Source organism: Peribacillus sp. S4 (assembly GCF_046715815.1).
GTDB classification, from domain to species: domain Bacteria; phylum Bacillota; class Bacilli; order Bacillales; family DSM-1321; genus Peribacillus; species Peribacillus frigoritolerans.
Window position 1 is genome coordinate 802,739 of sequence record NZ_CP175708.1, and the last position, 25,844, is coordinate 828,582.

The 25,844-nt window shown below is 44.7% G+C and carries 16 protein-coding genes, 15 tRNA genes, 3 rRNA genes and 1 riboswitch; of the genes, 28 read left to right on the plus strand and 6 right to left on the minus strand.

Annotation, left to right across the window (positions count from 1 at the left end; translation table 11 throughout):
• Nucleotides 1-226: 226 nt before the first annotated feature.
• The 3 genes from ACJ9PY_RS03815 to ACJ9PY_RS03825 all read right to left on the minus strand — a co-directional run bounded on the left by ACJ9PY_RS03815 (nucleotide 227) and on the right by ACJ9PY_RS03825 (nucleotide 6,784).
• The gene (locus ACJ9PY_RS03815) at nucleotides 227-4,699 is read right to left on the minus strand and encodes a glutamate synthase-related protein (protein ID WP_411739511.1); all 4,473 of its coding nucleotides are present in this window, start codon (nucleotides 4,697-4,699) and stop codon (nucleotides 227-229) included.
• A gap of 340 nt (nucleotides 4,700-5,039) precedes the next feature.
• Nucleotides 5,040-6,329, minus strand: coding sequence for a glutamate-1-semialdehyde 2,1-aminomutase (locus ACJ9PY_RS03820; protein ID WP_411739512.1), 1,290 nt, complete (start codon nucleotides 6,327-6,329; stop codon nucleotides 5,040-5,042).
• A gap of 128 nt (nucleotides 6,330-6,457) precedes the next feature.
• Nucleotides 6,458-6,784, minus strand: coding sequence for a hypothetical protein (locus ACJ9PY_RS03825; protein ID WP_072272419.1), 327 nt, complete (start codon nucleotides 6,782-6,784; stop codon nucleotides 6,458-6,460).
• 151 nt (nucleotides 6,785-6,935) lie between these two features.
• On the opposite strand from ACJ9PY_RS03825, the gene ACJ9PY_RS03830 reads away from it, so the two are divergent.
• From ACJ9PY_RS03830 to ACJ9PY_RS03840, 3 genes are read left to right on the plus strand one after another with little or no spacing between them, the layout of a single operon-like run.
• Nucleotides 6,936-7,943 carry an ATP-binding cassette domain-containing protein gene (locus ACJ9PY_RS03830; protein WP_063577335.1) on the plus strand — a complete coding sequence of 336 codons (1,008 nt, stop codon included), beginning with the start codon at nucleotides 6,936-6,938 and terminating at the stop codon, nucleotides 7,941-7,943.
• Between the two features lie 48 nt (nucleotides 7,944-7,991).
• Nucleotides 7,992-8,783 carry an ABC transporter permease gene (locus ACJ9PY_RS03835; RefSeq protein WP_057278729.1) on the plus strand — a complete coding sequence of 264 codons (792 nt, stop codon included), beginning with the start codon at nucleotides 7,992-7,994 and terminating at the stop codon, nucleotides 8,781-8,783.
• Between the two features lie 4 nt (nucleotides 8,784-8,787).
• The gene (locus ACJ9PY_RS03840; protein WP_053533803.1) at nucleotides 8,788-9,573 is read left to right on the plus strand and encodes an ABC transporter permease; all 786 of its coding nucleotides are present in this window, start codon (nucleotides 8,788-8,790) and stop codon (nucleotides 9,571-9,573) included.
• A gap of 41 nt (nucleotides 9,574-9,614) precedes the next feature.
• Here ACJ9PY_RS03840 and ACJ9PY_RS03845 read toward each other — a convergent pair whose 3' ends face one another.
• Both ACJ9PY_RS03845 and metE read right to left on the minus strand, forming a co-directional pair.
• Nucleotides 9,615-10,091 (minus strand): acyl-CoA thioesterase, encoded by a 477-nt coding sequence (locus ACJ9PY_RS03845; protein ID WP_106028011.1) that lies wholly within the window; start codon nucleotides 10,089-10,091, stop codon nucleotides 9,615-9,617.
• A complete protein-coding gene (gene metE, locus ACJ9PY_RS03850) occupies nucleotides 10,084-12,393 on the minus strand; it encodes a 5-methyltetrahydropteroyltriglutamate--homocysteine S-methyltransferase (protein WP_411739513.1) in 2,310 nt (769 codons plus the stop codon). Before metE ends, ACJ9PY_RS03845 begins: the two co-directional genes overlap by 8 nt.
• Nucleotides 12,394-12,535: 142 nt before the next feature.
• Nucleotides 12,536-12,727: riboswitch (cobalamin riboswitch) on the minus strand.
• 236 nt (nucleotides 12,728-12,963) lie between these two features.
• Here metE and ACJ9PY_RS03855 point away from each other — a divergent pair.
• From ACJ9PY_RS03855 to perR, 5 genes are all read left to right on the plus strand, one after another.
• Entirely contained in the window at nucleotides 12,964-13,383 is a 420-nt protein-coding gene (locus ACJ9PY_RS03855) for a potassium channel family protein (protein ID WP_034305333.1), read from the plus strand.
• 62 nt (nucleotides 13,384-13,445) lie between these two features.
• Nucleotides 13,446-13,916, plus strand: coding sequence for a thioredoxin-dependent thiol peroxidase (bcp, locus tag ACJ9PY_RS03860; protein WP_411739514.1), 471 nt, complete (start codon nucleotides 13,446-13,448; stop codon nucleotides 13,914-13,916).
• Between the two features lie 11 nt (nucleotides 13,917-13,927).
• Nucleotides 13,928-15,037, plus strand: a complete 1,110-nt coding sequence (locus ACJ9PY_RS03865; RefSeq protein WP_063577333.1) for an aminopeptidase — start codon at nucleotides 13,928-13,930, stop codon at nucleotides 15,035-15,037.
• A gap of 148 nt (nucleotides 15,038-15,185) precedes the next feature.
• A complete protein-coding gene (locus ACJ9PY_RS03870) occupies nucleotides 15,186-16,130 on the plus strand; it encodes a D-2-hydroxyacid dehydrogenase (RefSeq protein WP_063577332.1) in 945 nt (314 codons plus the stop codon).
• Between the two features lie 155 nt (nucleotides 16,131-16,285).
• On the plus strand, nucleotides 16,286-16,729 hold the full coding sequence (gene perR / locus ACJ9PY_RS03875; RefSeq protein WP_034305329.1) for a peroxide-responsive transcriptional repressor PerR: 444 nt from the start codon (nucleotides 16,286-16,288) through the stop codon (nucleotides 16,727-16,729).
• A 96-nt stretch (nucleotides 16,730-16,825) separates the two neighbouring features.
• Here perR and ACJ9PY_RS03880 read toward each other — a convergent pair whose 3' ends face one another.
• Nucleotides 16,826-17,179 carry a YgzB family protein gene (locus tag ACJ9PY_RS03880; RefSeq protein ID WP_034305326.1) on the minus strand — a complete coding sequence of 118 codons (354 nt, stop codon included), beginning with the start codon at nucleotides 17,177-17,179 and terminating at the stop codon, nucleotides 16,826-16,828.
• Nucleotides 17,180-17,353: 174 nt separating this feature from the next.
• Between ACJ9PY_RS03880 and ACJ9PY_RS03885 the strand changes: the two genes are divergently transcribed.
• The 20 genes from ACJ9PY_RS03885 to ACJ9PY_RS03980 all read left to right on the plus strand — a co-directional run bounded on the left by ACJ9PY_RS03885 (nucleotide 17,354) and on the right by ACJ9PY_RS03980 (nucleotide 25,610).
• The gene (locus tag ACJ9PY_RS03885; protein WP_063577331.1) at nucleotides 17,354-18,229 is read left to right on the plus strand and encodes a nucleotidyltransferase-like protein; all 876 of its coding nucleotides are present in this window, start codon (nucleotides 17,354-17,356) and stop codon (nucleotides 18,227-18,229) included.
• A gap of 268 nt (nucleotides 18,230-18,497) precedes the next feature.
• Nucleotides 18,498-20,048: ribosomal RNA gene (locus ACJ9PY_RS03890) — 16S ribosomal RNA — on the plus strand.
• 177 nt (nucleotides 20,049-20,225) lie between these two features.
• Nucleotides 20,226-23,158, plus strand: a 23S ribosomal RNA gene (locus tag ACJ9PY_RS03895).
• 119 nt (nucleotides 23,159-23,277) lie between these two features.
• Nucleotides 23,278-23,393: ribosomal RNA gene (rrf, locus tag ACJ9PY_RS03900) — 5S ribosomal RNA — on the plus strand.
• Together the 16S, 23S and 5S rRNA genes with 15 tRNA genes alongside form the textbook arrangement of a ribosomal RNA operon.
• 9 nt (nucleotides 23,394-23,402) lie before the next feature.
• Nucleotides 23,403-23,477, plus strand: a tRNA-Asn gene (locus ACJ9PY_RS03905).
• 5 nt (nucleotides 23,478-23,482) lie between these two features.
• Nucleotides 23,483-23,574, plus strand: a tRNA-Ser gene (locus tag ACJ9PY_RS03910).
• A gap of 9 nt (nucleotides 23,575-23,583) precedes the next feature.
• A tRNA-Glu gene (locus ACJ9PY_RS03915) sits at nucleotides 23,584-23,658 on the plus strand.
• Nucleotides 23,659-23,673: 15 nt separating this feature from the next.
• A tRNA-Val gene (locus tag ACJ9PY_RS03920) sits at nucleotides 23,674-23,749 on the plus strand.
• A 102-nt stretch (nucleotides 23,750-23,851) separates the two neighbouring features.
• Nucleotides 23,852-23,925 (plus strand) — tRNA-Met (locus ACJ9PY_RS03925).
• A 5-nt stretch (nucleotides 23,926-23,930) separates the two neighbouring features.
• Nucleotides 23,931-24,006: transfer RNA gene (locus ACJ9PY_RS03930), tRNA-Asp, on the plus strand.
• A gap of 12 nt (nucleotides 24,007-24,018) precedes the next feature.
• Nucleotides 24,019-24,094: transfer RNA gene (locus tag ACJ9PY_RS03935), tRNA-Phe, on the plus strand.
• 7 nt (nucleotides 24,095-24,101) lie between these two features.
• A tRNA-Thr gene (locus ACJ9PY_RS03940) sits at nucleotides 24,102-24,177 on the plus strand.
• Between the two features lie 16 nt (nucleotides 24,178-24,193).
• A tRNA-Tyr gene (locus ACJ9PY_RS03945) sits at nucleotides 24,194-24,277 on the plus strand.
• Between the two features lie 9 nt (nucleotides 24,278-24,286).
• Nucleotides 24,287-24,360, plus strand: a tRNA-Trp gene (locus tag ACJ9PY_RS03950).
• Between the two features lie 17 nt (nucleotides 24,361-24,377).
• Nucleotides 24,378-24,453: transfer RNA gene (locus ACJ9PY_RS03955), tRNA-His, on the plus strand.
• Nucleotides 24,454-24,488: 35 nt separating this feature from the next.
• Nucleotides 24,489-24,563, plus strand: a tRNA-Gln gene (locus ACJ9PY_RS03960).
• Nucleotides 24,564-24,566: 3 nt separating this feature from the next.
• Nucleotides 24,567-24,641, plus strand: a tRNA-Gly gene (locus tag ACJ9PY_RS03965).
• Between the two features lie 9 nt (nucleotides 24,642-24,650).
• Nucleotides 24,651-24,724: transfer RNA gene (locus ACJ9PY_RS03970), tRNA-Cys, on the plus strand.
• A gap of 8 nt (nucleotides 24,725-24,732) precedes the next feature.
• Nucleotides 24,733-24,813, plus strand: a tRNA-Leu gene (locus tag ACJ9PY_RS03975).
• Nucleotides 24,814-24,983: 170 nt separating this feature from the next.
• Nucleotides 24,984-25,610, plus strand: coding sequence for a tyrosine-type recombinase/integrase (locus ACJ9PY_RS03980; RefSeq protein ID WP_250161012.1), 627 nt, complete (start codon nucleotides 24,984-24,986; stop codon nucleotides 25,608-25,610).
• Nucleotides 25,611-25,844 lie beyond the last annotated feature (234 nt).

Here is a 25,844-nt window from a genome sequence, read left to right on the forward strand (position 1 = left end):
TTTACACTAAAATAAGATGATGTAAACAAAAAGTAATATACAGGATTTTCCTAAGAGATACAATAGTTAAAATCAAGTTTAATATATAAAGAAACGTTAGGCAATTTCTTGATTGCTTTCAGCATTGTTTTTCAATCGTTTGAAGACGATCCCAGAGGTATATGACGGGAAAAGGCTGATGCTCGAAATGAAGAGCATCAGCCTTTTTTAATATATATTTTCGGCATCACTCCGTGGATACAGCAGGATCCGCCTGTTCTTTAACTGGAACGACCTGAAGGAAATGCTCTCCAGGATTCTGAAGCAGTGTCTCTAAAGAGGCCGCTTCTTCGGTTTGGCCATGGTCTTTCAAGAGGGCCGTGTATTTGCCAAGGAGTTCAGCCACATCCTGCAGGCCTTTTGCAGATAGGGACTCAATGGATATCTTTGCCCCTTTCGCAACCCGTTTCTTAATGACCTCTTTGGTTAATCCAGATTCAGGCTGTTGCCGTAAATAAACGACACCCCCTGTCATCCCTGCGCAAATCCATGGACCGGGATCACCTAGAACTAAACCTCTTCCATTTGTCATGTATTCAAAAGCGAATCCCTTAATATTGGATGTTACCGCTATATTCCCGTGTTCCTTTTTAGGAAGCGGTTGTTTCAATAATCCGCCAATGATCATATCCGCTCCGGAAAGCCGGATTCCCGCCCTGGCATCGGCATCACCCTGGGCAATTAGGAGACCATGCTGTGCACCGTAACCAAAGCCCTTACCGACAGAGCCATTGTAGAACTTCCCATCTTTTCCTGGAGATTTAAAGATGGCAATGTTACCGCCAATCGATGTTTTACCGATACCATCCTGGGCACCGCCATTCACGCTGATTGAAATTCCTTCCGTATTGTATGCCCCAAGTCCATTACCCGGAATGGAACCATCCTGGTAGGATAGGTGAACGGGAGGAAGTTTTTTGTATGACCCATCCAATCTGCCCCTAACGCGGTGACAGGAGACCCTGCTGCCGAGTACACGCTGCTCGGATGTAATCGAGCTATAGCTGCGGGATTGCTGCAGTTCATCTACATGCGAATCAAGATATTCTGCGCCAACGGCTACCTGCATGGAGCCTTCATTCAAATATGCCGCCGCTTCCTTATGCGAGAACGGTGTTATATCCAGATTTTTTAATAAATAGGTTAAATCCAATGATTGTTGACCTTTAACTTGCTGCAGCAAATCAGAACGCCCGACGATATCCTGAAGATTCTTCACCCCAAGTGATCCGGTCAAAGATTTGAGTTCTTTTGCAAATGCACTGAACATATTCGTTAACCCCTGTACGGCTAAATCAAATTTACGTGGAACAAAACGGCGCAGCCCGTGTTCTTTCGCCTGAGCTTCCGATTCAATTTGGGTGGCGATGCCCACATGGCAAGTATCAAGGTGACATCCGCGGCACGTTGTGCAGCCGACTGCAATCATCGAAAGGGTCCCAAAGCCTACACGATTTGCCCCAAGCAGCATTACCTTCAAAACATCCATCGAGCTTTTTAACCCACCGTCAGCCCAAATTTCAACGTTCTGCCGGATACCTGATTCAAGCAGTGCATTATGGGCCGCTTTCACACCTATCTCAACTGGCAGGCCGACATGTGAGAGAGCATGGATTCTGGCAGCACCCGTTCCGCCATCAAAACCGGAAAGCGTTATGATATCGGCCCCTGCTTTTGCGACGCCGACAGCAATCGTACCGATGTTTGGAACAACTGGTACTTTGACGGCAACTTTTGCCTTGTCATTTGCCGTTTTTAGCTCATGGATCATCTGGGCCAAATCTTCAATTGAGTATATATCATGGTTATTGGAAGGGGAGATCAAGTCGGAACCGATTGTAGCATTTCGGGCTTCTGCGATTTTCGCTGTGACCTTGGAACCGGGAAGGTGACCGCCTTCACCGGGTTTTGCCCCTTGACCAATTTTAATTTCCAATAGATTTGAAGAGTTCAGGAGTTCTGCATTGACACCGAAACGTCCGGAAGCTATTTGCTGTCCGCGGGATTTCGGGTACTTGCCCAGCATATCCTTTATTTCCCCGCCTTCGCCATTCATGCTGATCATGCCTAGCCTCTCGGCAGCTTCTGCATAGGCCCGGAAAGCAATCTCATTTTGTGATCCAAAGGACATGGAGGCTATGACGAACGGCAATTCCTGTTCACCGACCGAAAGGCTGACTTCTTCAGAAGGGACGGAAGCATCTGAAGTTTTTAATGATGTCAAGTGGCGGATCGTCGTCGGATTGGATTCTTCCTGTTCAGTGATCTTTTCGCGATAAGCATCATAGTCCCCTGTTGAAGCAACTTCCCCGATAGATTTCCAGATTCTAGGGAATAGATGGAAGGTCTTCCCCATCCGTTCTCTTTCATTGTCGTAATCCTCTGCACGCTGGATGGCATCTGCCTTGATTTTATCAAAATTATAGTCAAGATCATTGGATCCGAAGAAATTAGCCACATTTAGATATTTCGCGATTTCCTCATGTAAACCGATGCTTGAGAAAAGTCTTCCATAGCCGCGCAGCTCATGAATGCCAATGGTTGAGATGACCTTCTCAAGCCCTTTCGTCAAGGAGTTATATAGATTGGTAACCCCCTTATGGTCATCTGAAGATAAGGAAAGGAACATATAATAGGGGCTGATTAAGTTGGCCCCAAGACCATAAGAAACGATGATATCATGCAGTGACCTTAGCGATGCTGAACGTAAAAGGATGGAACAATCACGACGCTTGCCTGTACGGACCAACGCTTGGTCGACGGCTGAAGTGACCAGGTGTGGATCAAGCCAAAGGTTGCCGTTTTGATGGGCAAGGGCATCATCCAGAACGAGAAGCGTTTTTCCTTCATCCACAGCATTGACACTTTCATCCGTAATCCTGGTCAGGGCATCCGTGATGTTTTCATCCTCTTTGAATGTGCTTGAAATGATGTGCACGAGTTTTTGATCTTGGTTATATTTAATGAACTGGTCATAGCTTGGCTGCGATACGATGGATGAGCACTCATAACCCGTTGATCCTTCGATCAATAAGGGAGTCAGCAGCTCCGTCACCTTTCCTGCCTTATTCGCTTCGAATAGGGAAGGGCGCTTTCCTATGATCGTCCTTGTTGAGAAGTGCTCGGTTTCCCGGTCCCGGTCGATCGCCGGGTTGGTTACAACGGCCACGCTTTCCTTGATGAAATCAGCAATGTTGGTCCGTTGGGGATTAAGTGCTGCCAGCGGCGCATCATGACCAAGTGAACGAATTGGCTCAGCGCCTTTTTCGGCCATCTGTTCCACTAATTGGACATGCTCCCTTTCCCACCCAAAGGCTTTATACTGACCATTATGAATGGCTTGCGTGTTTGTCATGGAGACAACCTTTTCAAAAGCCTGTGGCTGTAAGCGGACTCGGTCATTGGAAAGGACGAAACGATCATTGAATAGTTCAAACACTTTATCCTGGTAATCCTTGTATGTGTACAATTCAATTCGGTCGCCGTTCCATTTCAAACCGATTTTTTCCCCTGGACCCATCGGTTTCGGATCTCCGGTATATTCACTGGAAGGAATGATTCCTGGTTCGGAAGTGAACATATAGGATGATTCCGTTTCAATATTCCAAAGCGGTCGCAAGCCTAGAGAGTCGACAGAGAATACGGCTTCATCGCCGAAACGGGAGATGATGCCTGCAGGACCTTGTGCAAAATGACCCCATGCTTCCCTTAAATACGTATATAAGTCTTGTAAGTGCTCGGGATATTCCTTGATTTCATTGATGATTGGCGGAAACATAAGATCGACAGCTTCGAATAAAGAGTAGCCATGACGGCAGATGAAAGTTTCGATCGTCTTGTTTAAATCCTGAGAGTCGCTTCCATCTTTAGCGATGGGAACTCCGATCATTTTCGCTTCATCACGCAATTTGGCGATGGTATTGATTTCGCCATTATGACCAAGCACGCTGAAAGGCTGGACCCGGAAGAAGCTTGATAGAGTATTGGTTGAAAAACGATTATGTCCCAGTGTCATGGTGGAGGCAGCCAAAGGATCGGCAAGATCAAGATAATAGGCAGGGAGCGTATCCCCCGCACCCATCACTTTGTATACCGCATGATGCTGGCTTAAAGAGGCAACATGGATGAAATCGCTTTTTTCGATGTCGGAAGTCAGCTCAAAAAGAACATTTGAAAGCTCCTGGTTGTTATTGATGGTTGAGGAACAGGCAAATTGCCAGAACACTGGGTCTTCTTGAATGGCAATCGGTCCCAATGCCTCGGAACGGTAGGCTTTATCCGTTTCGAATATCAATGAGAGACCATGTTGGAGCAGTTTCTCCTTAACTTCGACCTTTAAGTCGTTCGCTTCTGTTTTTTTGCTTAGAAATAAGTGGCCGACTATGAAGGTATCTTGATCGACGATGCCTGAATCGACATTTGCCGCTTCAAGTTTCTTTTTCCAAAGAGCCCGGGGAATATCGATATGGATGCCGGCGCCATCGCCCTCACCATTGATGAAGCCGCAGCGATGGTTCATTTTAACCAGGGCGTCGATACAGGCAAAGATGTTTTCGTTAGTAGGGATCTTCTTTTTTTCGATGCAGGAAACGATTCCGCAGGCATCATGTTCTTCCTTGTGAAATTCTTTGAATGTAGCAGGTGTCCATTGTTGGGCCATATTTGTGGCTTGAATAAGGGTTACCCTTATTCTCTGCCTTTCACCTCCTGTAGCATATGTTTAATGGGGGAAATATTAGTAAACCCGAACAATAGTCCAAGTTTTGATAGATTGAAAGAAAGTGTATAAATGTATATAAATGTATCCATATCATATCATTTAAATATTCAGAAATCAATTTTTTATACAATGGGATGGATGCTGTGATTGATGGGATTTTTTTGAGGATTGGCTTCAAATGCTAATATTAAAGATTTGTTACAGGGAAATAAGAAACCCTCAAGATAGATGTACATCCTGAGGGTGTATAAAAAATGCATAATTATGCTGATTCAATTTATTAAATTAGGTTTTTGAATGCATGTTCAACCGCTTTTAGAGTATAAGCGATATCATCATCCGTGTGAGCGATTGTCAAAAACCAGGCTTCGTATTTGGACGGTGCCAAATTGATTCCCTGATTGAGCATGAGTTTGAAGAACTTGGCGAACATTTCGCCATCCGTATTTTCCGCCTGCTCATAGTTTTCAATTTTTTCAGTCGTGAAATAAATCGTCAATGCCCCTTTAAGGCGGTTGATGGTGATCGGAACATTATATTGGCCAGCCGCTTTCAGGATACCTTCTTCAAGGATTTTCCCCAGGCGGTCAAGTTCTTCGTAAAGCCCCTCTTCTTTAAGTACCTCTAAGCAAGCTATCCCGGAAAGCATGGAAGCCGGATTTCCTGCCATCGTACCAGCTTGGTAGGCTGGTCCCAGAGGTGCGACAGAATCCATGATCTCTTTTTTACCGCCATAAGCACCAATGGGAAGCCCGCCCCCGATGATTTTTCCAAGCGCGGTCAAATCGGGTTGAATTCCCAAGTAGTCCTGTGCCCCTCCATACATGAATCGGAACGCTGTGATGACCTCGTCGAAAATGACGAGTGATCCGGCTTCATGAGATAATGAAATGACTTCTTCCAGGAAGCCAGGACTTGGTTCCACGATTCCAAAGTTGCCGACGATCGGTTCTACCAACACGCCTGCAATTTCATTGCCCCATTTATCAAGTGCTTCTTTAAATGAATCGATATCATTGAAAGGTACCGTTATGACTTCTTGTGCAATGCTTTTTGGAACGCCTGCAGAGTCCGGTGTACCTAGAGTGGACGGGCCGGAGCCTGCAGCGACGAGAACAAGGTCGGAGTGTCCATGGTAACAGCCTGCAAACTTGATGATCTTATCGCGCCCTGTGTAAGCGCGGGCAACACGGATGGTGGACATGACTGATTCGGTGCCTGAATTGGTGAAGCGGACTTTATCCATGGATGGTATGGCTTCTTTCAGCATTTTGGCAAATTTGACTTCATGTTTTGTCGGAGTGCCGTATAAAACGCCGGATTCCGCTGCTTTAACGATAGCCTCCGTAATATGTGGATGCGCATGCCCTGTGATGATCGGGCCATATGCAGCTAAATAATCGATATATTTATTGCCATCAACATCCCAGAAATAAGCCCCTTTGGCATGATCCATCGCAACTGGCGAACCGCCGCCTACAGCTTTGTAAGAACGGGATGGGCTGTTAACCCCGCCAACGATATGTTCCAATGCCTCTTTATGTAAAAGCTCCGAATTTCTAAAATCCAATCTTAAAACCTCCTATAAATATAAACATATTTCCCCTTAATCATAGCACTTTTCTCTCCGGAAATCTGGGGTGGAAGGCTAGGAAATGTGATTCGTACCCTGGTGGAAACGCATCACCCCCAGAAGAATCAGGATTCCGGGCCAACATTTTTTTTGGGGGATCCCAAAACTCCTGTTATGAAAGTGAGGATGGCCAAGATGGTGTCAGGATTTTCGATGTCGAAGGATTGGCGGTTCATTTCGCCCTGGGCTTGGTAATAGATCAGCTGCCCGGTTCCTTTCTCTTCATTAATGCGAAGGTGGAAACTGATGGGTGTGCTTTCGATCGACCCGCTGGAATCCCTTTGGATGACCTGGCATAATAATTCACCGTACTCATCTTCATAAAGGAAGTCATATCGAAGGTCGAAAACGACCTTTTCAATTTGGGATAATAATAATTTTTTGATATTCATAGCATACTCGTCTCCTTTATATATGTATCTGGTACAACGGCCATTTCCTCCCTGAAAATGGAATATGGCATCCAAGCATTTTTATTGTCTAAAAAGGTTGGTTTGGATAAACTAATTCATTAGGACAAGAGATTACGGAGGATGTAACAGGATGAGTGATGCAATTCAAGTGAAACAGCTTCGGAAGGAATTTAAGTCGGCATCAAGCCGTTCAGGGCTAAAGGGTGCCTTCCGGGATTTACTTACCAGAAATTATAAGGTCGTCCCTGCCGTCAATGATATCAATTTTACTGTAAAAAAGGGTGAGATGGTAGCTTATATCGGGGAAAATGGTGCAGGGAAATCGACCACGATCAAAATGCTGACAGGTATTTTGGAACCGACAGCAGGCGAAATCACGGTCAATGGCATGAATCCACATAAAGAGAGGGAAAAGTTCACTCAGACTATCGGAGTCGTATTCGGTCAGCGCTCACAGCTTTGGTGGGATATTGCGGTTCAAGAATCGTTTAGGCTGTTAAAAAAGGTCTATAAGGTAACGGATGAACAATATAACGATCATATGGAACATGTCATCAAGACGCTTGATATCGGTCCTTTGCTGGACAAACCAGTGCGTAAACTCTCGCTTGGTCAGCGAATGCGCTGCGAGCTTGCGGCAGCCTTGATCCACAATCCGCCTTTGCTGTTCCTGGATGAGCCGACAATTGGACTTGATGTGCTCGTGAAAATGAAGATTCGTGAGTTCCTGAAAGAAATCAATGAGAAATATAATACGACAATCCTTTTGACCACCCATGATTTAGGGGACATTGAAGCATTATGTGAGCGTGTAATCATGCTGGATGAAGGGCAAATCATCTATGATGGGGAATTGCAGAGTTTGAAAGATAACTGGGCTGAGGAAAAACAGATCCATTTTCAATTCATCGAGCCGATCGCATTGAAGGAATTGCAATCATTACCGCTCCCATTTACCGCTAACTGGGTTCATGATGAGAAAAATCAAACATACATTGCCTTGTTGAAAGAAGAAAGTGATCATATTTCACAGCTTGTTTCAGCTGTCGTATCTCATTTTAAAATAAAGGACATCAAAATTCATGAAACGTCCATTGAAGAAATTGTTCGCAACATTTACGAAGAAGGCACTGTCTGACTCTCTTATCATTAAGAAACAACGTGTCTATCAAGAAGGGGGAGGGCTATGGGGAAGTATCTTGCCATGATCCGCATGCGTTTTTTAATGATGCTTGCGTATCGAACGGATTATTATACTGGCATTTTAATTTATAGCATTAATATCGGTGCTTATTATTTCTTATGGAATGCGATATATGGAGAAAAAAGCTCCATCGAAGGACTTTCAAGCATGCAGATGACAACCTATGTTGCGGTTGCATGGATGGCGCGCGCTTTTTATTTCAATAATATTGACCGCGAAATCGCCACTGAGATTAAAGACGGCAAGGTTGCCATTGAGATGATCCGGCCTTATAACTATTTAGGCATGAAAACGATGCAAGGACTTGGGGAAGGGATATTCCGTTTTTTCTTCTTCTCGATTCCGGGAATGCTGCTGGTAGCTTTCATTTTTCCTATTGAATTGCCGCGCGATCCGGCTGTATGGGGGATCTTCGGCATTTCCTTGCTGTTCAGTTTCATCATCAATACACAAATTAATTTATTGACGGGAATCACTACCTTTTTCTTATATAATAATGCCGGATTAATCCGCGCTAAAAGGGTTATCATTGATTTATTTTCCGGTCTGCTGCTGCCCATCAGTTTCTATCCTATATGGGCGCAGGAAGTGATGAAATATTTACCCTTTCAAGGGATCAGCTATGTACCAAGCATGATTTTTACGAACGGTTACAGTTCAGGCGAAATTGGCATGGCGCTTTTACAGCAGTTAATTTGGTGCATCATTCTCATAATACCGATTCAGCTTTTATGGATAGTCGCAAAAAAACAGCTGATTATTCAAGGAGGTTGACGGGATGTTTTATGTATCGATGTTTTTTCAATATGTGAGTCAATATATGAAGACAAGACTGCAATATAGAGCCGATTTCTTCATGGAAATCCTATCAGATCTGCTGAATCAGGTCGTGAATCTGGTATTTATCTTGGTCGTTTTCGGACATACGCAATTTTTAAGCGGCTGGAGCCGTGAAGAAATCATATTCATTTATGGATTCTTCCTTATCCCTTTCGCCCTTTTTTCGGCCTTTTTCAACATCTGGGATTTTAATGACCGCTATATCGTCAAAGGTGAAATGGACCGGATATTAACAAGACCGATACATAGCCTGTTTCAAGTCATTTTAGAAAGAATCGAGCTTGAAGCGTTATTTGGTGTTGTGACCGGTTTGATCATTATATTCTATTCGGCGATTTCATTGGATCTTCAGCTTGCGTGGTATGACCCGATTCTTTTCATCATTTTTGCAATAGGCGGGGCACTTGCCTATGCAGCCATATTCGTTGCGATAGCAAGCATTGGGTTCTGGTCGGATGCGAAAACATCCATCATGCCAATGATGTACAATATCGGGAACTACGGGCGCTATCCTGTTGATATTTATAATAAGGTCATCCGTTTTGTCCTTACATGGGTGCTGCCATTCGCGTTTGTCGGTGTCTATCCGGCATCTTATTTCCTAAGAAAAGAAGAGTGGTATGCATATGCATTTGCCACACCTGTAATTGGAGTTGCCTTTTTCGTGATATCCGTTTTCATATGGAATCAGGGAGTGAAGAGATACCGCGGGGCAGGGAACTGAAAGAACCCCTTCAACAGCATTCATGTTGAAGGGGTTTTTGTTTAGTTCCGTTTTTTCTTTCTTTCGATATATCTTGCTTGGGCTTGAACATATTGCTGTTTTTCCTCTTCCGTCTCCGGAATGACCTGAGGTACGTTTGTCGGCTTACCGTCTTCATCAATGGCAAGCATCGTTAAAAAAGCGCGTGCCGTAAGCTGTTTTTCCCCTGTTAATAGGTTCTCTCGCTCCACTTTCACGTATACCTCCATTGATGTGCGATGAGCACAGGTGACATAAGCTTCAAGGTTGATCGCGTCCCCTGTTTTGATGGGGGCCAAAAAATCAAAAGAGTCGCTTGAAGCAGTCACAACGGGTTTTCGACAATGTCGCATAGCGGAAATGCAAGCTATTTTATCAACATAGGCCATTACTTTTCCGCCAAAGATGGTATTATGATGATTTGTATCCGGTGGAAAAACAAGGTCGGTTAAAAAAGTCCGTGACTGCTGTGTTGGATGGGCAGCGTTCTTTTCAATCATTTGCCTGCTGGTTTACTAAAAGGTTTTTACGGACGACTTTTGCTGCTTCGACCATGTTTTTCAGGGAAGCGACGGTTTCCGGGATACCCCTTGTTTTCAGGCCGCAGTCGGGATTGATCCAAAACTGGTCTTTATCCAATACCTTGATGCCCCGTTCAATCATATCGACCATTTCTTCCACTGCCGGCACACGCGGGCTGTGAATATCATACACCCCCAGGCCAATGCCTTTTTCATATGTTTTTTCCTCGAATGCGGAAGCGAGCTCCCCATGACTGCGGGATGTTTCGATGGAAATTACATCGGCATCGAGGGAGGAGATGACATCCATGAAACTGTTGAAGTCGCAATAGCACATATGCGTGTGAATTTGGGTTGTATCCTCCACGCTAGATGTGGATATCAAGAATGAATTCACTGCCCAGTTCAAATACTCGTCGCGATCGCTTTTTTTCAATGGCAGACCTTCTCTAAGTGCAGGCTCATCAACCTGAATCATTTTAATTCCAGCAGATTCCAAGGCAATGACTTCTTTTTCTAAAGCGAGCGCCAGCTGAAAGCAAACATCCTCCCTGGAAATATCATCACGGACAAAGGACCAGTTCAAAATCGTAACAGGACCTGTCAGCATTCCCTTCACCGTCTTCTTCGTCAGTGATTGTGCGTATACACTTTCCCTGACTGTCATCGGTTCGATGAAATGGATGTCGCCGTAGATGACTGGCGGTTTCACGCAGCGGGATCCATAGGATTGTACCCAACCCTTTTCTAAAAAGACGAATCCGCCTAATTTATGACCGAAGTATTCAACCATATCCGTCCGTTCGAATTCCCCATGAACGAGAACATCCAAACCGATTTCTTCTTGGATTTCGATCCACCTGCCGATTTCTTCGTTAACGAATGTTTCATATTGCTTGGCTGTCCATTCTCCTCTATTGAATTTCCCGCGTGCTTGTTTAACTTCAAATGTCTGCGGAAAGCTGCCGATCGTAGTCGAAGGGAGAAAAGGCAATTTGAAAAATTCCTGTTGTTTTTGGTAACGGTCTTTAAATGGAAGCTGACGGCCGGCGGTCCTGTTTTTAACCTTTTCGACATTGGATTGTACAGACCGGTGATTTCGGACATTTGAATTGGCTAACGTTTGAATCGTAAATTTATTGACATCGACTTTTTCGGCGATTGCTTCAATGCCTTGATTATTCCCTTTGACCAAAAGTGTGATTTCCTCAAGTTTCTCATCAGCGAAAGCAAGGGCCTCTTTCACTTCTTTTGAAAGGGCGGTTTCATTACGAACGGTCACCGGGACATGAAGCAGGGAGCAAGAGGGCTGTAGCCAGATTTGGTCCTCGGCTACCTGTTTCTTAAGTGTCTCGATCAATTCGATTTTTTTGGATAAATCGGATAGCCAAATGTTTTTTCCGTCAATCACACCCGCTGCAAGCACTTTGTCCTTTGGGAAGCCGAACGCCTCAAGATTACTTAAATTCCTCCCTTTATCATGTACAAAATCAAGACCGATTCCTTGGACTTTTAATTCGATGACTTCTTGATAGTGTTCCACGGCATCAAAGTATGTTTGTAGCATGATGTTAAGGTTTGGTGCTGCTTCATTCAGTTTATCATAGAGGTAAGTAACGGTTTGCATATCATCTTTGGAAATGGATGAAACAAGGGAAGGTTCGTCCATTTGAACCCACTTCACGCCTTCTTGCTCCAACTCCCGCAGGATTTGCGTGTATAGGGGAAGCAGTCTCAGGATGATGCCAGGGATTTCCTGTTTATTGAAGCCTTTTGAAAGGGAGAGGAAAGTATAAGGTCCGATCAAAACGGGCTTCGTTTCGATCCCTAGCTTTTCCTTGGCTTCCCGATATGCTGTAAGTGGTTTATTTTCTGTTAAAGTAAGCTGTGCCAGTTTTAATTCAGGGACAATATAGTGATAGTTTGTATTGAACCATTTCGTCATTTCTGAAGCGACTTCATCATTGTTTCCCCGGGCCATTGAATAATAAACGGAAAGGGGGACACTTCCGCCTTCATAAGCTGAATAACGTTCAGGAACAAGACCGAACATGACGGACATATCGAGCATTTGATCATAGAAAGTGAAGTCGTTGACAGGGATGATATCAATGCCCCGTTGCTGCTGTTTTTGTAAGTTGCCTATACGGATTGCCTTTAGTTGTGCCGTAAATTCCGCTTCATCGATTTTACCTGACCAGTATGCTTCCAATGTACGTTTCCATTCACGATTTTCCCCGATTCGAGGGTAACCCAAACTGCTGCTCTTCAAAATTCCCATCCTCCTACATTCAATTAATCGAACAAAAAAAGCATTCCTAACCGTCAAAAAAGAAAGTTAGAAATGCTTAAAATAAAGAGGCATGCAAAATGCCCCTTACAATTATAAGGTCCCTAACACCTCCCTATTTCCCGTAGGTTAAAACAGTGTTGTCGAAATAGGCAGGTCTCCTGACTTAGGGAATATCATTAGCGGCTGGCCTTCCCAATCCGTTGATCAGTGGCATATTGATTGACGCTAACATTCCCATTACAGTGGCGGGACCGTGCCGGAATTACACCGGACTTCCCTTTTAATCCTAATGAAATTAGGAACCTATTTCCACATATGAAATTTTGCAAAACCTGCCTTGTTAACTGTTTGCAGGTCAAATATTTATAAAATAAAAACTATTATAAAAATTTAGACAATCTTAACATATCCGACCAAAAGGGTCAACATGGAAAAAGGATTAGGGAAAGTTTCCGTTTAATGCGTTTGTCGGTGATAAGGCTGATTCCTAAAAAGAATATATTGTTTGGACAGGGAGTATGTATAGAGGAAGTGGCGTTTTGAAATGGGGCGTGGGGGATGACTTTCTACATCTTGATTGCAGGGATCATTTTTTGCATGGTGATGAGCATTCGTACGTTATTTCTTGTTGAGTCGGGAGGAAAGAAATTTTCTCTTGAGGATATGCTGTGGCTTGGCAATTTATATGCGACGATATTAGTTGGATTTGCACTGATTTATTTATTATACGAGCTTCAGAATCATTCGGTGATTCTTGATATGGGCAATCGGTTGGATGGGACTTTCTATGAGCAATTGAAGACTTCTTTTTATTTTAGTGCGATGACGATGTTTTCTGTAGGGTATGGAGATATAGCCCCAATTGGCATGGGAAGGATGATAGCTACCATTCAGGCCTTCATTGGGTATACACTGCCGGCAGCGTTCGTGATTCGTACGGTGATCGATCTGGAGCAGAAAGATAGGAAGGATAAATGAAAGTTGTGTTTCTTTCGATTATTGGGTACTCTTACCATAATGAAAGAAATGGAGGGTTCAATATGACTGTTAAAATTGGCGAAAAAGCACCTGATTTCAAACTCCCTGCAAACAATGGTGAAATGGTTTCCCTATCGGATTTTAAGGGGAAAAACATTGTTTTATATTTTTACCCAAAAGACATGACGCCAGGTTGCACGACGGAGGCCTGTGATTTCCGGGACCATAATGAGCAATTCGAGGAATTGAACGCGGTCATCCTTGGTATCAGCCCAGATCCAGCGGCACGTCATGAAAAATTCATCGAAAAACATGGATTGCCTTTTCTGCTGCTGGCTGACGAAAATCATGAAGTGGCTGAATCATTTGATGTTTGGCAATTGAAAAAGAACTTCGGCAAGGAGTATATGGGCATTGAACGTTCAACTTTCCTGATTGATAAGGCTGGAAATGTAGTCAAAGAATGGCGAAAAGTAAAGGTTAAAGGCCACGTCGAAGAAGCGCTTGAAACTCTTCGCGAACTCGAAAAATAAGGGATAGGCAGATGAAGGATGAGAGGATAACGAAGCTTGCAGCCAGGCTGGTTCATCATTCGATACAATTACAGCCTAAAGAGAGAATCCTCATACGGGGGCATATCAACACGAAACCATTATTGAAAGAGTTGATTGATGAAATATACAGAGTGGGTGCTTATCCATATGTGGAACTCGAGGACGATGAGATAAGCCGCCACCTGTTACTAGGGAATGTGAAGGAGCAGCTTGACACAGCTTCGCAATGGGCCTTGAAGAAATATACGGATATCGATGCGGTCATCATCATCACTGGGGAAGAAAACAATGCGGAAATGACTGATGTTCCCATCGAGAGGCACCGTCTTCAAGGGGAGGCCATGAATTCCCCTACACTTTTTTATGTAAACAACCGACGTTGGGTCTTACTTAATTATCCCACCAAGGCAGCAGCGCAAAAAGCCGGCATGACCTTCAATAGGTACGAAGACTTTCTTTTGAACGTATGCACAATGGATTACGGGAAAATGGAGACGGCTTTGAAGCCGTTAAAACAATTGATGCAACGTACTGACAAAGTCAGGATTGTTTCACCAAGGACAGATTTGACCTTTTCCATCAAAGGCATGCCAGCCGTCATATGTGCCGGAAAAAAGAATTTACCGGATGGGGAAGTATTTACGGCACCCATAAAAGATAGTCTTAATGGAAGGATATCCTTCAACACACCCACAACCTATGAAGGAATCACCTTTAGTGACATAGAATTGAACTTGAAAAAGGGGAAAATCATTAAAGCGACTTCCAATCGTGACCCTGAAATGAACCAAATTCTGAATATTGATGAAGGGTCCCGGTTTATAGGGGAGTTCGCTATTGGAATCAATCCATACATATTGGAACCTATGGACGATATTTTGTTCGATGAGAAAATAAGCGGGAGCCTGCACTTGGCTCTCGGACTTGCCTATGATGAAGCGGATAATGGAAACCGGTCATCGATACATTGGGATATGGTCTTGATCCAGCGTCCGGAATATGGGGGCGGTGACATCTATTTCGACGACGTCCTGATCAGAAGGGATGGCTTTTTTGTTTTGCCGGAATTACATGCATTAAACCCAAATTCTTTAAAATAAAGCCTTTTTTAATAAGGATGAGGCTTTTGTCCAACTCAAAAAGGGGACACCCGAATATGCTTTATTAAGGGAATACCTCCTCAGAGAAAGTTGCGCGGGACACATAGAGCCCGTGTTTTTTTATGTTAATTAAAAGGGGGAGATATACATGTTAATACTTTCGACTGTCATTCCGAATGAAGGTATCCAAATGAAAATGATGAAAGCTTTTCCTGATTTGAACTTCATTTATCAAAAAGGATGGAAAGATGGGCCGCTTCGTGAAGCGGAAATCTTAATTACATATGGTGAAGATTTAACTGAAGAAATCATTGAGAAAGCAGCGAACTTGAAATGGATCATGGTCATGAGTGCAGGGATGGAACTAATGCCATTTAAAGCCATCGAGGAACGAGGCATTATGGTGACCAACGCAAGAGGCATACATAAAATCCCGATGGCCGAGTATACGATAGGGATGCTTTTGCAATATGAAAAGAAATTGAAGCTGCTTATGAAGAATGAAAAGGAAGAATTGTGGGATAGAAAGATTGAAGTAGGGGAATTGAATGGCAAGACCATGCTCGTATTGGGTGTAGGTGCAATAGGAGGGGAAGTGGCTCGTCTTGGGAAAGCCTTTGGCATGAAGACGATAGGAGTGAACCGGAGCGGGAAACCGGTGGGATCCATTGATCACCTGTATGACCTGGATCATTTATTGGAAGCCATACCGGGAGCCGATTATATAGTATCCGTCCTGCCAAGTACGGATGAAACGAAGGGCCTTCTGCAAAAAGAACACTTCAAAGCCATGAAAGAATCTGCAGTATTCGTGAATATTGGCCGCGGCGACCTGATTAAAGATGAAGTGCTGATCGAAGCCCTGGATGCCGGGGAATTGTCTCATGCCATCTTGGATGTATTTGATCCGGAGCCTTTAGGAAAAGGGCATCCGTTTTGGAGGATGGAGAATGTTACAGTCACACCGCATCTTTCAAGTAAAAGCGGAGAATATTTACCAAGGACCTTTGCCATATTCGAAAAAAATATGCGTGAATACCTGAAAGCTGGAAAAGACTTCACCAACGTAATCGACTTATCTAGGGGATACTAAGTTCAATGCAAAAATGGGAAAGAATCAAGTCTTCATGAATAAACTAAAAAAGAATGGTTAAGCCATTGAATTATTGACAAATTCAACTTATAAAAGGTACACTATTTATAAACATTATAATTTAAGAATGCATACTTAATGAGAAAAAGAGGTGGATGACGGTGTCTGAAGTTCAGTTAAAAGAAGCGTTGGATTCCTTAAAAGATACCGGTGTAAGAATAACTCCTCAACGCCATGCGATACTTGAGTATTTGATAAGCTGCATGTCCCACCCTACCGCTGATGATATATATAAAGCGCTGGAAGGCAAGTTTCCGAATATGAGTGTGGCAACGGTTTATAACAACCTGCGTGTGTTCCGTGAGGTAGGTTTGGTAAAAGAACTTACGTATGGGGATTCTTCGGCAAGGTTTGATTTTGTGACGACGAATCATTATCATGTAATTTGCCAAACTTGCGGTAAAATTGTGGACTTCGATTATCCTGCATTGGATGAAGTCGAGCATTTCGCAGCACAAGTCACTGGTTTCAATGTTAGTCACCATCGGATGGAAATCTACGGCGACTGTATGGATTGTGCGAAAAAAGAATCGCATTAAAAAAAGTTCCTCCACTTGGTTGGAACTTTTTTTCATGTTTATGAAGAAATGATACAATTGTTAAAGACTTCGTGAAAGGGAATTCAGCTAATCGACTTAATCATGCAGGCTTTTCCGGTTATATTTTTCATTGAATTCTTCGCCTTCCAACTTTTTGTCAAGTGTCAATGGTTCTTCACAATGCATGCAAATATCTACACGTCCTAGTATTTTTGTAGGTTTGCTGCAGTTAGGGCAGACAACCTGGATCGATTTTGTAGAAAGCATTCCAATCCAGAAATAAACCCCTGTGCTTGCGATTATGAATAAAAGGCCCAGCCCCATGAAAATCGTCATGACAACAGGATGTGTTTTGAAGAAAAGCCCAAGGTACATTACGATAAAGCCAATGAAAATCAAACTCAAAGCAAAAGTGCGTATTTTATTGATTTTGCTAGAATATTTAGCCATGGATTGTCCCTCCTAAAATATAACTTTAACTATAACATAAACAATGGATGGAACAAAAAAGAAATAAAGGATACATATTACTTTTGAATTGAAATGGTTTGGGGTAAGGGAACTAAGCAGGAATTTGAAGAGTTTTGTCGAAAATCTAAAAAAAAGGTTTTGGAGGAATTTATGATGGAAGATATCCTTCGCCCGATTTATCAAGAGCGAGCAAGTTTAAAATCTACACTTGGAATCTTGTTAGTAGAAAAAAGAGATGATAATAGCCCGATTACCGATACGTTTGACTACATCCTTTTTGTAATTGCAGACGAAGCAGAAGAGGCCGTGTTTTTAAAACACTACACATACCTGGATAAAAAGGCGGCCCTGCATATCGTAAAGGAAGACCAATTAAAAGAATGGCTCCTATTAGGCACGAACCGCAAAGTGGTTGACTGGATATATAACGGGAAGGTCCTTTTTGACCGGAACGAATATCTGGACCGTTTGAAAACCGAAATCCGGGAGTTCCCCTTCTATGGAAGGAAGTTAAAGATGGGGATGGAGTTCGCGAAGTTAATTCGCAGGTACATGGATGGGAAAAGCTTCTTTGAAAAAGGCCATCATCTTGAGGCATACAATCATATCGTTCATTCCCTGCATCATTTGGCCCGTTTGGAGATAATAGAACAGGGCTTTTATCCGGAGGTTACTGTCTGGAACCAAGTGAAGCATATGGAACCTGAAATTTACAAGCTGTATAAAGAATTGATCAGCAGTGAGGAAACGCTCGAAAAAAGATTGGAGCTTTTATTCCTTGCGAGCGAATTTCTTATATATTCGAGGACGAATGCAGGTTCACAGCATTTGGTCGAAATAATGGGAATGAAAGAAGATCCGTGGACGATTGCAGAGCTTATGGAGCATCCGGAAGTTAAGTTTTATTCAGTAGACCTAGGCGTTTTATTGGAATATTTGATAGAGAAGAAGGTAATCGATGTCATCAAAGCGGAGACAAAAGGGCACGAGGTATATCATCGGTTTTATCGTGTATCAAAAAACTTTTAAAAAAATGCATTTTTATTGTTGACCAATAATAATATAGGTGTTATATTAATACATGTCGCTGCGGGACATCAGCTTTCGCAGCTTCATCAAAACAAAAAAAATAAAAAACATGTTGACAACAGAGTTGAAAACATGATAAGATGTAAAAGTCGCTTACGAAGTAGACGACATCGAAATTGCTCTTTGAAAACTGAACAAAACAAAGCGCCAACGTTAAATTTTAAGTGAGCACACACTATCAAAAAAGCAAATGAGCAAGTCAAACATTTCTTCGGAGAGTTTGATCCTGGCTCAGGACGAACGCTGGCGGCGTGCCTAATACATGCAAGTCGAGCGAATCGACGGGAGCTTGCTCCCTGAGATTAGCGGCGGACGGGTGAGTAACACGTGGGCAACCTGCCTATAAGACTGGGATAACTTCGGGAAACCGGAGCTAATACCGGATACGTTCTTTTCTCGCATGAGAGAAGATGGAAAGACGGTTTACGCTGTCACTTATAGATGGGCCCGCGGCGCATTAGCTAGTTGGTGAGGTAATGGCTCACCAAGGCGACGATGCGTAGCCGACCTGAGAGGGTGATCGGCCACACTGGGACTGAGACACGGCCCAGACTCCTACGGGAGGCAGCAGTAGGGAATCTTCCGCAATGGACGAAAGTCTGACGGAGCAACGCCGCGTGAACGAAGAAGGCCTTCGGGTCGTAAAGTTCTGTTGTTAGGGAAGAACAAGTACCAGAGTAACTGCTGGTACCTTGACGGTACCTAACCAGAAAGCCACGGCTAACTACGTGCCAGCAGCCGCGGTAATACGTAGGTGGCAAGCGTTGTCCGGAATTATTGGGCGTAAAGCGCGCGCAGGTGGTTCCTTAAGTCTGATGTGAAAGCCCACGGCTCAACCGTGGAGGGTCATTGGAAACTGGGGAACTTGAGTGCAGAAGAGGAAAGTGGAATTCCAAGTGTAGCGGTGAAATGCGTAGAGATTTGGAGGAACACCAGTGGCGAAGGCGACTTTCTGGTCTGTAACTGACACTGAGGCGCGAAAGCGTGGGGAGCAAACAGGATTAGATACCCTGGTAGTCCACGCCGTAAACGATGAGTGCTAAGTGTTAGAGGGTTTCCGCCCTTTAGTGCTGCAGCTAACGCATTAAGCACTCCGCCTGGGGAGTACGGCCGCAAGGCTGAAACTCAAAGGAATTGACGGGGGCCCGCACAAGCGGTGGAGCATGTGGTTTAATTCGAAGCAACGCGAAGAACCTTACCAGGTCTTGACATCCTCTGACAACCCTAGAGATAGGGCTTTCCCCTTCGGGGGACAGAGTGACAGGTGGTGCATGGTTGTCGTCAGCTCGTGTCGTGAGATGTTGGGTTAAGTCCCGCAACGAGCGCAACCCTTGATCTTAGTTGCCAGCATTCAGTTGGGCACTCTAAGGTGACTGCCGGTGACAAACCGGAGGAAGGTGGGGATGACGTCAAATCATCATGCCCCTTATGACCTGGGCTACACACGTGCTACAATGGATGGTACAAAGGGCTGCAAACCTGCGAAGGTAAGCGAATCCCATAAAGCCATTCTCAGTTCGGATTGCAGGCTGCAACTCGCCTGCATGAAGCCGGAATCGCTAGTAATCGCGGATCAGCATGCCGCGGTGAATACGTTCCCGGGCCTTGTACACACCGCCCGTCACACCACGAGAGTTTGTAACACCCGAAGTCGGTGAGGTAACCTTCATGGAGCCAGCCGCCTAAGGTGGGACAGATGATTGGGGTGAAGTCGTAACAAGGTAGCCGTATCGGAAGGTGCGGCTGGATCACCTCCTTTCTAAGGATAATTACGAGAGCGCTTTTGTTTTGTTCAGTTTTGAATGAGTAATTCATTCAAATAGGAAAGACGAACATCACGATGTGATGGATAACTTTCTGCTTTGTTCCTTGAAAACTAGATAATAGATAGAAGGCAATTAATTTTTTTCAAAGCATCTGTAAGATCTTTTTTAACGGTTAAGTTAGAAAGGGCGCACGGTGGATGCCTTGGCACTAGGAGCCGATGAAGGACGGGACTAACACCGATATGCTTCGGGGAGCTGTAAGTAAGCTTTGATCCGGAGATTTCCGAATGGGGAAACCCACTGTTCGTAATGGAACAGTATCTTTACCTGAATACATAGGGTACTGAAGGCAGACCCGGGGAACTGAAACATCTAAGTACCCGGAGGAAGAGAAAGCAAACGCGATTTCCTGAGTAGCGGCGAGCGAAACGGAATTAGCCCAAACCAAGAGGCTTGCCTCTTGGGGTTGTAGGACACTCAACATGGAGTTACAAAGGAACGGGGTAAATGAAGCGACCTGGAAAGGTCCGTCGAAGAAGGTAAAAACCCTGTAGTTGAAACTTCGTTCCCTCCTGAGTGGATCCTGAGTACGGCGGGACACGAGAAATCCCGTCGGAAGCAGGGAGGACCATCTCCCAAGGCTAAATACTCCCTAGTGACCGATAGTGAACCAGTACCGTGAGGGAAAGGTGAAAAGCACCCCGGAAGGGGAGTGAAATAGATCCTGAAACCGTGTGCCTACAAGTAGTCAAAGCCCGTTAATGGGTAATGGCGTGCCTTTTGTAGAATGAACCGGCGAGTTACGATTTCATGCGAGGTTAAGTTGATGAGACGGAGCCGCAGCGAAAGCGAGTCTGAATAGGGCGAATGAGTATGAGGTCGTAGACCCGAAACCAGGTGATCTACCCATGTCCAGGGTGAAGTTCAGGTAACACTGAATGGAGGCCCGAACCCACGCACGTTGAAAAGTGCGGGGATGAGGTGTGGGTAGCGGAGAAATTCCAATCGAACCTGGAGATAGCTGGTTCTCTCCGAAATAGCTTTAGGGCTAGCCTCAAGATGAGAGTATTGGAGGTAGAGCACTGATTGGACTAGGGGCCCCCAACGGGTTACCGAATTCAGTCAAACTCCGAATGCCAAATACTTATTCTTGGGAGTCAGACTGCGAGTGATAAGATCCGTAGTCGAAAGGGAAACAGCCCAGACCACCAGCTAAGGTCCCAAAGTATACGTTAAGTGGAAAAGGATGTGGAGTTGCTTAGACAACCAGGATGTTGGCTTAGAAGCAGCCACCATTTAAAGAGTGCGTAATAGCTCACTGGTCGAGTGACTCCGCGCCGAAAATGTACCGGGGCTAAACGTATCACCGAAGCTGTGGATTGACACCGTATGGTGTCGATGGTAGGAGAGCGTTCTAAGGGCGTTGAAGTCAGACCGGAAGGACTGGTGGAGCGCTTAGAAGTGAGAATGCCGGTATGAGTAGCGAAAGAAGGGTGAGAATCCCTTCCACCGAATGCCTAAGGTTTCCTGAGGAAGGCTCGTCCGCTCAGGGTTAGTCGGGACCTAAGCCGAGGCCGAAAGGCGTAGGCGATGGACAACAGGTTGATATTCCTGTACCACCTATACATCGTTTGAACGATGGGGGGACGCAGAAGGATAGGGTAAGCGCGCTGTTGGATATGCGCGTCCAAGCAGTTAGGCCGGAAACGAGGCAAATCCCGTTTCCATTAAGGCGGAGCTGTGATGGCGAGGGAAATATAGTACCGAAGTTCCTGATTCCACGCTGCCAAGAAAAGCCTCTAGTGAGATGTAAGGTGCCCGTACCGCAAACCGACACAGGTAGGCGAGGAGAGAATCCTAAGGTGTGCGAGAGAACTCTCGTTAAGGAACTCGGCAAAATGACCCCGTAACTTCGGGAGAAGGGGTGCTTTTTAGGGTGAATAGCCCAGAAAAGCCGCAGTGAATAGGCCCAGGCGACTGTTTAGCAAAAACACAGGTCTCTGCGAAGCCGCAAGGCGAAGTATAGGGGCTGACACCTGCCCGGTGCTGGAAGGTTAAGGGGAGAGGTTAGCGCAAGCGAAGCTTTGAACCGAAGCCCCAGTAAACGGCGGCCGTAACTATAACGGTCCTAAGGTAGCGAAATTCCTTGTCGGGTAAGTTCCGACCCGCACGAAAGGTGTAACGATCTGGGCACTGTCTCAACGAGAGACTCGGTGAAATTATAGTACCTGTGAAGATGCAGGTTACCCGCGACAGGACGGAAAGACCCCGTGGAGCTTTACTGCAGCCTGATATTGAATTTTGGTACAGCTTGTACAGGATAGGTAGGAGCCTGAGAAGCCGGAGCGCCAGCTTCGGTGGAGGCGTTGGTGGGATACTACCCTGGCTGTATTGAAATTCTAACCCGCGCCCCTTATCGGGGTGGGAGACAGTGTCAGGTGGGCAGTTTGACTGGGGCGGTCGCCTCCTAAAGAGTAACGGAGGCGCCCAAAGGTTCCCTCAGAATGGTTGGAAATCATTCGTAGAGTGTAAAGGCACAAGGGAGCTTGACTGCGAGACCTACAAGTCGAGCAGGGACGAAAGTCGGGCTTAGTGATCCGGTGGTTCCGCATGGAAGGGCCATCGCTCAACGGATAAAAGCTACCCCGGGGATAACAGGCTTATCTCCCCCAAGAGTCCACATCGACGGGGAGGTTTGGCACCTCGATGTCGGCTCATCGCATCCTGGGGCTGTAGTCGGTCCCAAGGGTTGGGCTGTTCGCCCATTAAAGCGGTACGCGAGCTGGGTTCAGAACGTCGTGAGACAGTTCGGTCCCTATCCGTCGCGGGCGCAGGAAATTTGAGAGGAGCTGTCCTTAGTACGAGAGGACCGGGATGGACGCACCGCTGGTGTACCAGTTGTCTTGCCAAAGGCATAGCTGGGTAGCTACGTGCGGACGGGATAAGTGCTGAAAGCATCTAAGCATGAAGCCCCCCTCAAGATGAGATTTCCCATGGCGCAAGCTAGTAAGATCCCTGAAAGATGATCAGGTTGATAGGTCAGAGGTGGAAGCATGGTGACATGTGGAGCTGACTGATACTAATAGATCGAGGACTTAACCAACGCTTTTTAAAAAATGAAATACCTTCTTATTATCTAGTTTTGAAGGAATGAAAATTTCTTCTTGCATTTTCTCAAAAAGACGTTATAATAATATATGTCTTGAAAAAATGTTAACATTGTTTGGTGACGATAGCGAAGAGGTCACACCCGTTCCCATTCCGAACACGGCAGTTAAGCTCTTCAGCGCCGATGGTAGTTGGGGGTTTCCCCCTGTGAGAGTAGGACGTCGCCAAGCTTATATTGTTCCGCAGTAGCTCAGTGGTAGAGCATTCGGCTGTTAACCGAACGGTCGTAGGTTCGAGTCCTACCTGCGGAGCCATTATTGGAGAGCTGTCCGAGTGGCCGAAGGAGCACGATTGGAAATCGTGTAGACGGGTAACCCTGTCTCAAGGGTTCAAATCCCTTGCTCTCCGCCATTTATACCTGGCCCGTTGGTCAAGCGGTTAAGACACCGCCCTTTCACGGCGGTAACACGGGTTCGAATCCCGTACGGGTCACCATTTAGACAACATATTGGAGGATTAGCTCAGCTGGGAGAGCATCTGCCTTACAAGCAGAGGGTCGGCGGTTCGATCCCGTCATCCTCCACCATTTTTAATAAGATCAGGTTGTTTCTGCATAAAGGATTGATTATTCAGCCCATTGAAACGCTTAACACGAAAACTTGATGCAAAATAGTAACATTATTATCGTCGCGGGGTGGAGCAGTCCGGTAGCTCGTCGGGCTCATAACCCGAAGGTCGCAGGTTCAAATCCTGTCCCCGCAATCTATGGTCCCGTGGTGTAGCGGTTAACATGCCTGCCTGTCACGCAGGAGATCGCGGGTTCGATTCCCGTCGGGACCGCCATTTTTATTGTTTGGCTCAGTAGCTCAGTCGGTAGAGCAAAGGACTGAAAATCCTTGTGTCGGCGGTTCGATTCCGTCCTGAGCCACCATAGTAGTGCCGGTGTAGCTCAACTGGTAGAGCAACTGACTTGTAATCAGTAGGTTGGGGGTTCAAGTCCTCTTGCCGGCACCATGTTTCATCCATATGCGGAGGGGTAGCGAAGTGGCTAAACGCGGCGGACTGTAAATCCGCTCCTTCGGGTTCGGCAGTTCGAATCTGCCCCCCTCCACCATTTTATTACAGGGGTATAGTTTAAAGGTAGAACAGAGGTCTCCAAAACCTCCAGTGTGGGTTCGAGTCCTACTACCCCTGCCAATTTAAATTATATAATGGCGATTGTGGCGAAGTGGTTAACGCACCTGATTGTGGTTCAGGCATTCGTGGGTTCGATTCCCATCAGTCGCCCCATTTTAAAAAATATGATATAATGATTACAACGTTAATGGGCTATAGCCAAGCGGTAAGGCAACGGATTTTGATTCCGTCATGCGAAGGTTCGATCCCTTCTAGCCCAGCCATATGCGAAAGTAGTTCAGTGGTAGAATACAACCTTGCCAAGGTTGGGGTCGCGGGTTCGAATCCCGTCTTTCGCTCCAAAAAACGTTGGCGGCATAGCCAAGCGGTAAGGCAGAGGTCTGCAAAACCTTTACCACCGGTTCGATTCCGGTTGCCGCCTCCAACATACATGCCGGTGTGGCGGAATTGGCAGACGCGCACGACTCAAAATCGTGTTCCTCTGGAGTGCCGGTTCGACCCCGGCCACCGGTATCAAAAATGCTTATAGAAAAAAGGTCTCAACTTAAATGTTGAGGCCTTTTTTCTTTGTCTTTAATACGACAAAAATAATCCAGAATCGTGTGCGTAGGAGGTCTTAATGATGAGAAGGCGTAAAGAATTAACGGAAGATGAACTAAGAATTATAAAGAAGAAGATTTCAGATGAAGAAGTATATTGAAGCCTTTTTTAAGGACTGCTATTTAAGAAACTTAAGACCAGCGACGATTGAATACTACAAAAATGAATTTCATGGAGCAAAGAAGATTATTAATAAGCAGCTCGTTGAATGGGTACAAAAGGACGTAGAAAGCTTAATTCTCCAGAGTAAGGAATTAATGAAAGTTACTACTATTAATACCCGATTGAGAGCTCTAAGAGCATTCTATAACTTTTTATGTAAGAACAAACTTATCGATAAGAACCCAATGAAGAACATCAAATTATTAAGGGATAGACAAAAGACAATTGAAACTTTGGACAATAAAGAAATTGAGAAACTTATAAGGACAATTAGAAAAGAAAAAACGTTTATATCCTTTAGAGATGAAGTAATCATACTTGTTTTCCTAGATACTGGAGTTAGATTGTCTGAACTTGTAGGCATTGAAGCAGATGATGTTAGAGGGAACATTATCATTATTAGAAGAACAAAGAATCTCTTTGAAAGAATGGTTTATTTATCTGAAACGACACAAGAGCAGCTAAGCAGATATATAAAGATAAGAGGAGACGTTGAGACGACCAAACTGTTCATAAGCCAGGATAATAAAGAATTAAAAATAAATTAATTTCTGAATATAGATTAAAAGGATTGAGTAAAGAAGTTTGTTACAGGGTCTTAAAAGAGGTCCATGCTTCAATTGGCTTTTATATAAGGTGTTTTCTAAGCAAGTTCTAAAGTAAGCTCCAAAGTTATCTATATCAGGATTTGCTTCAAATTGATCCCTATGAGATATTTGAAGGAAGATTAAATGATTCCAATGTTCAATTAATTAACTGGTAAGATTTATATAATCCCTAGA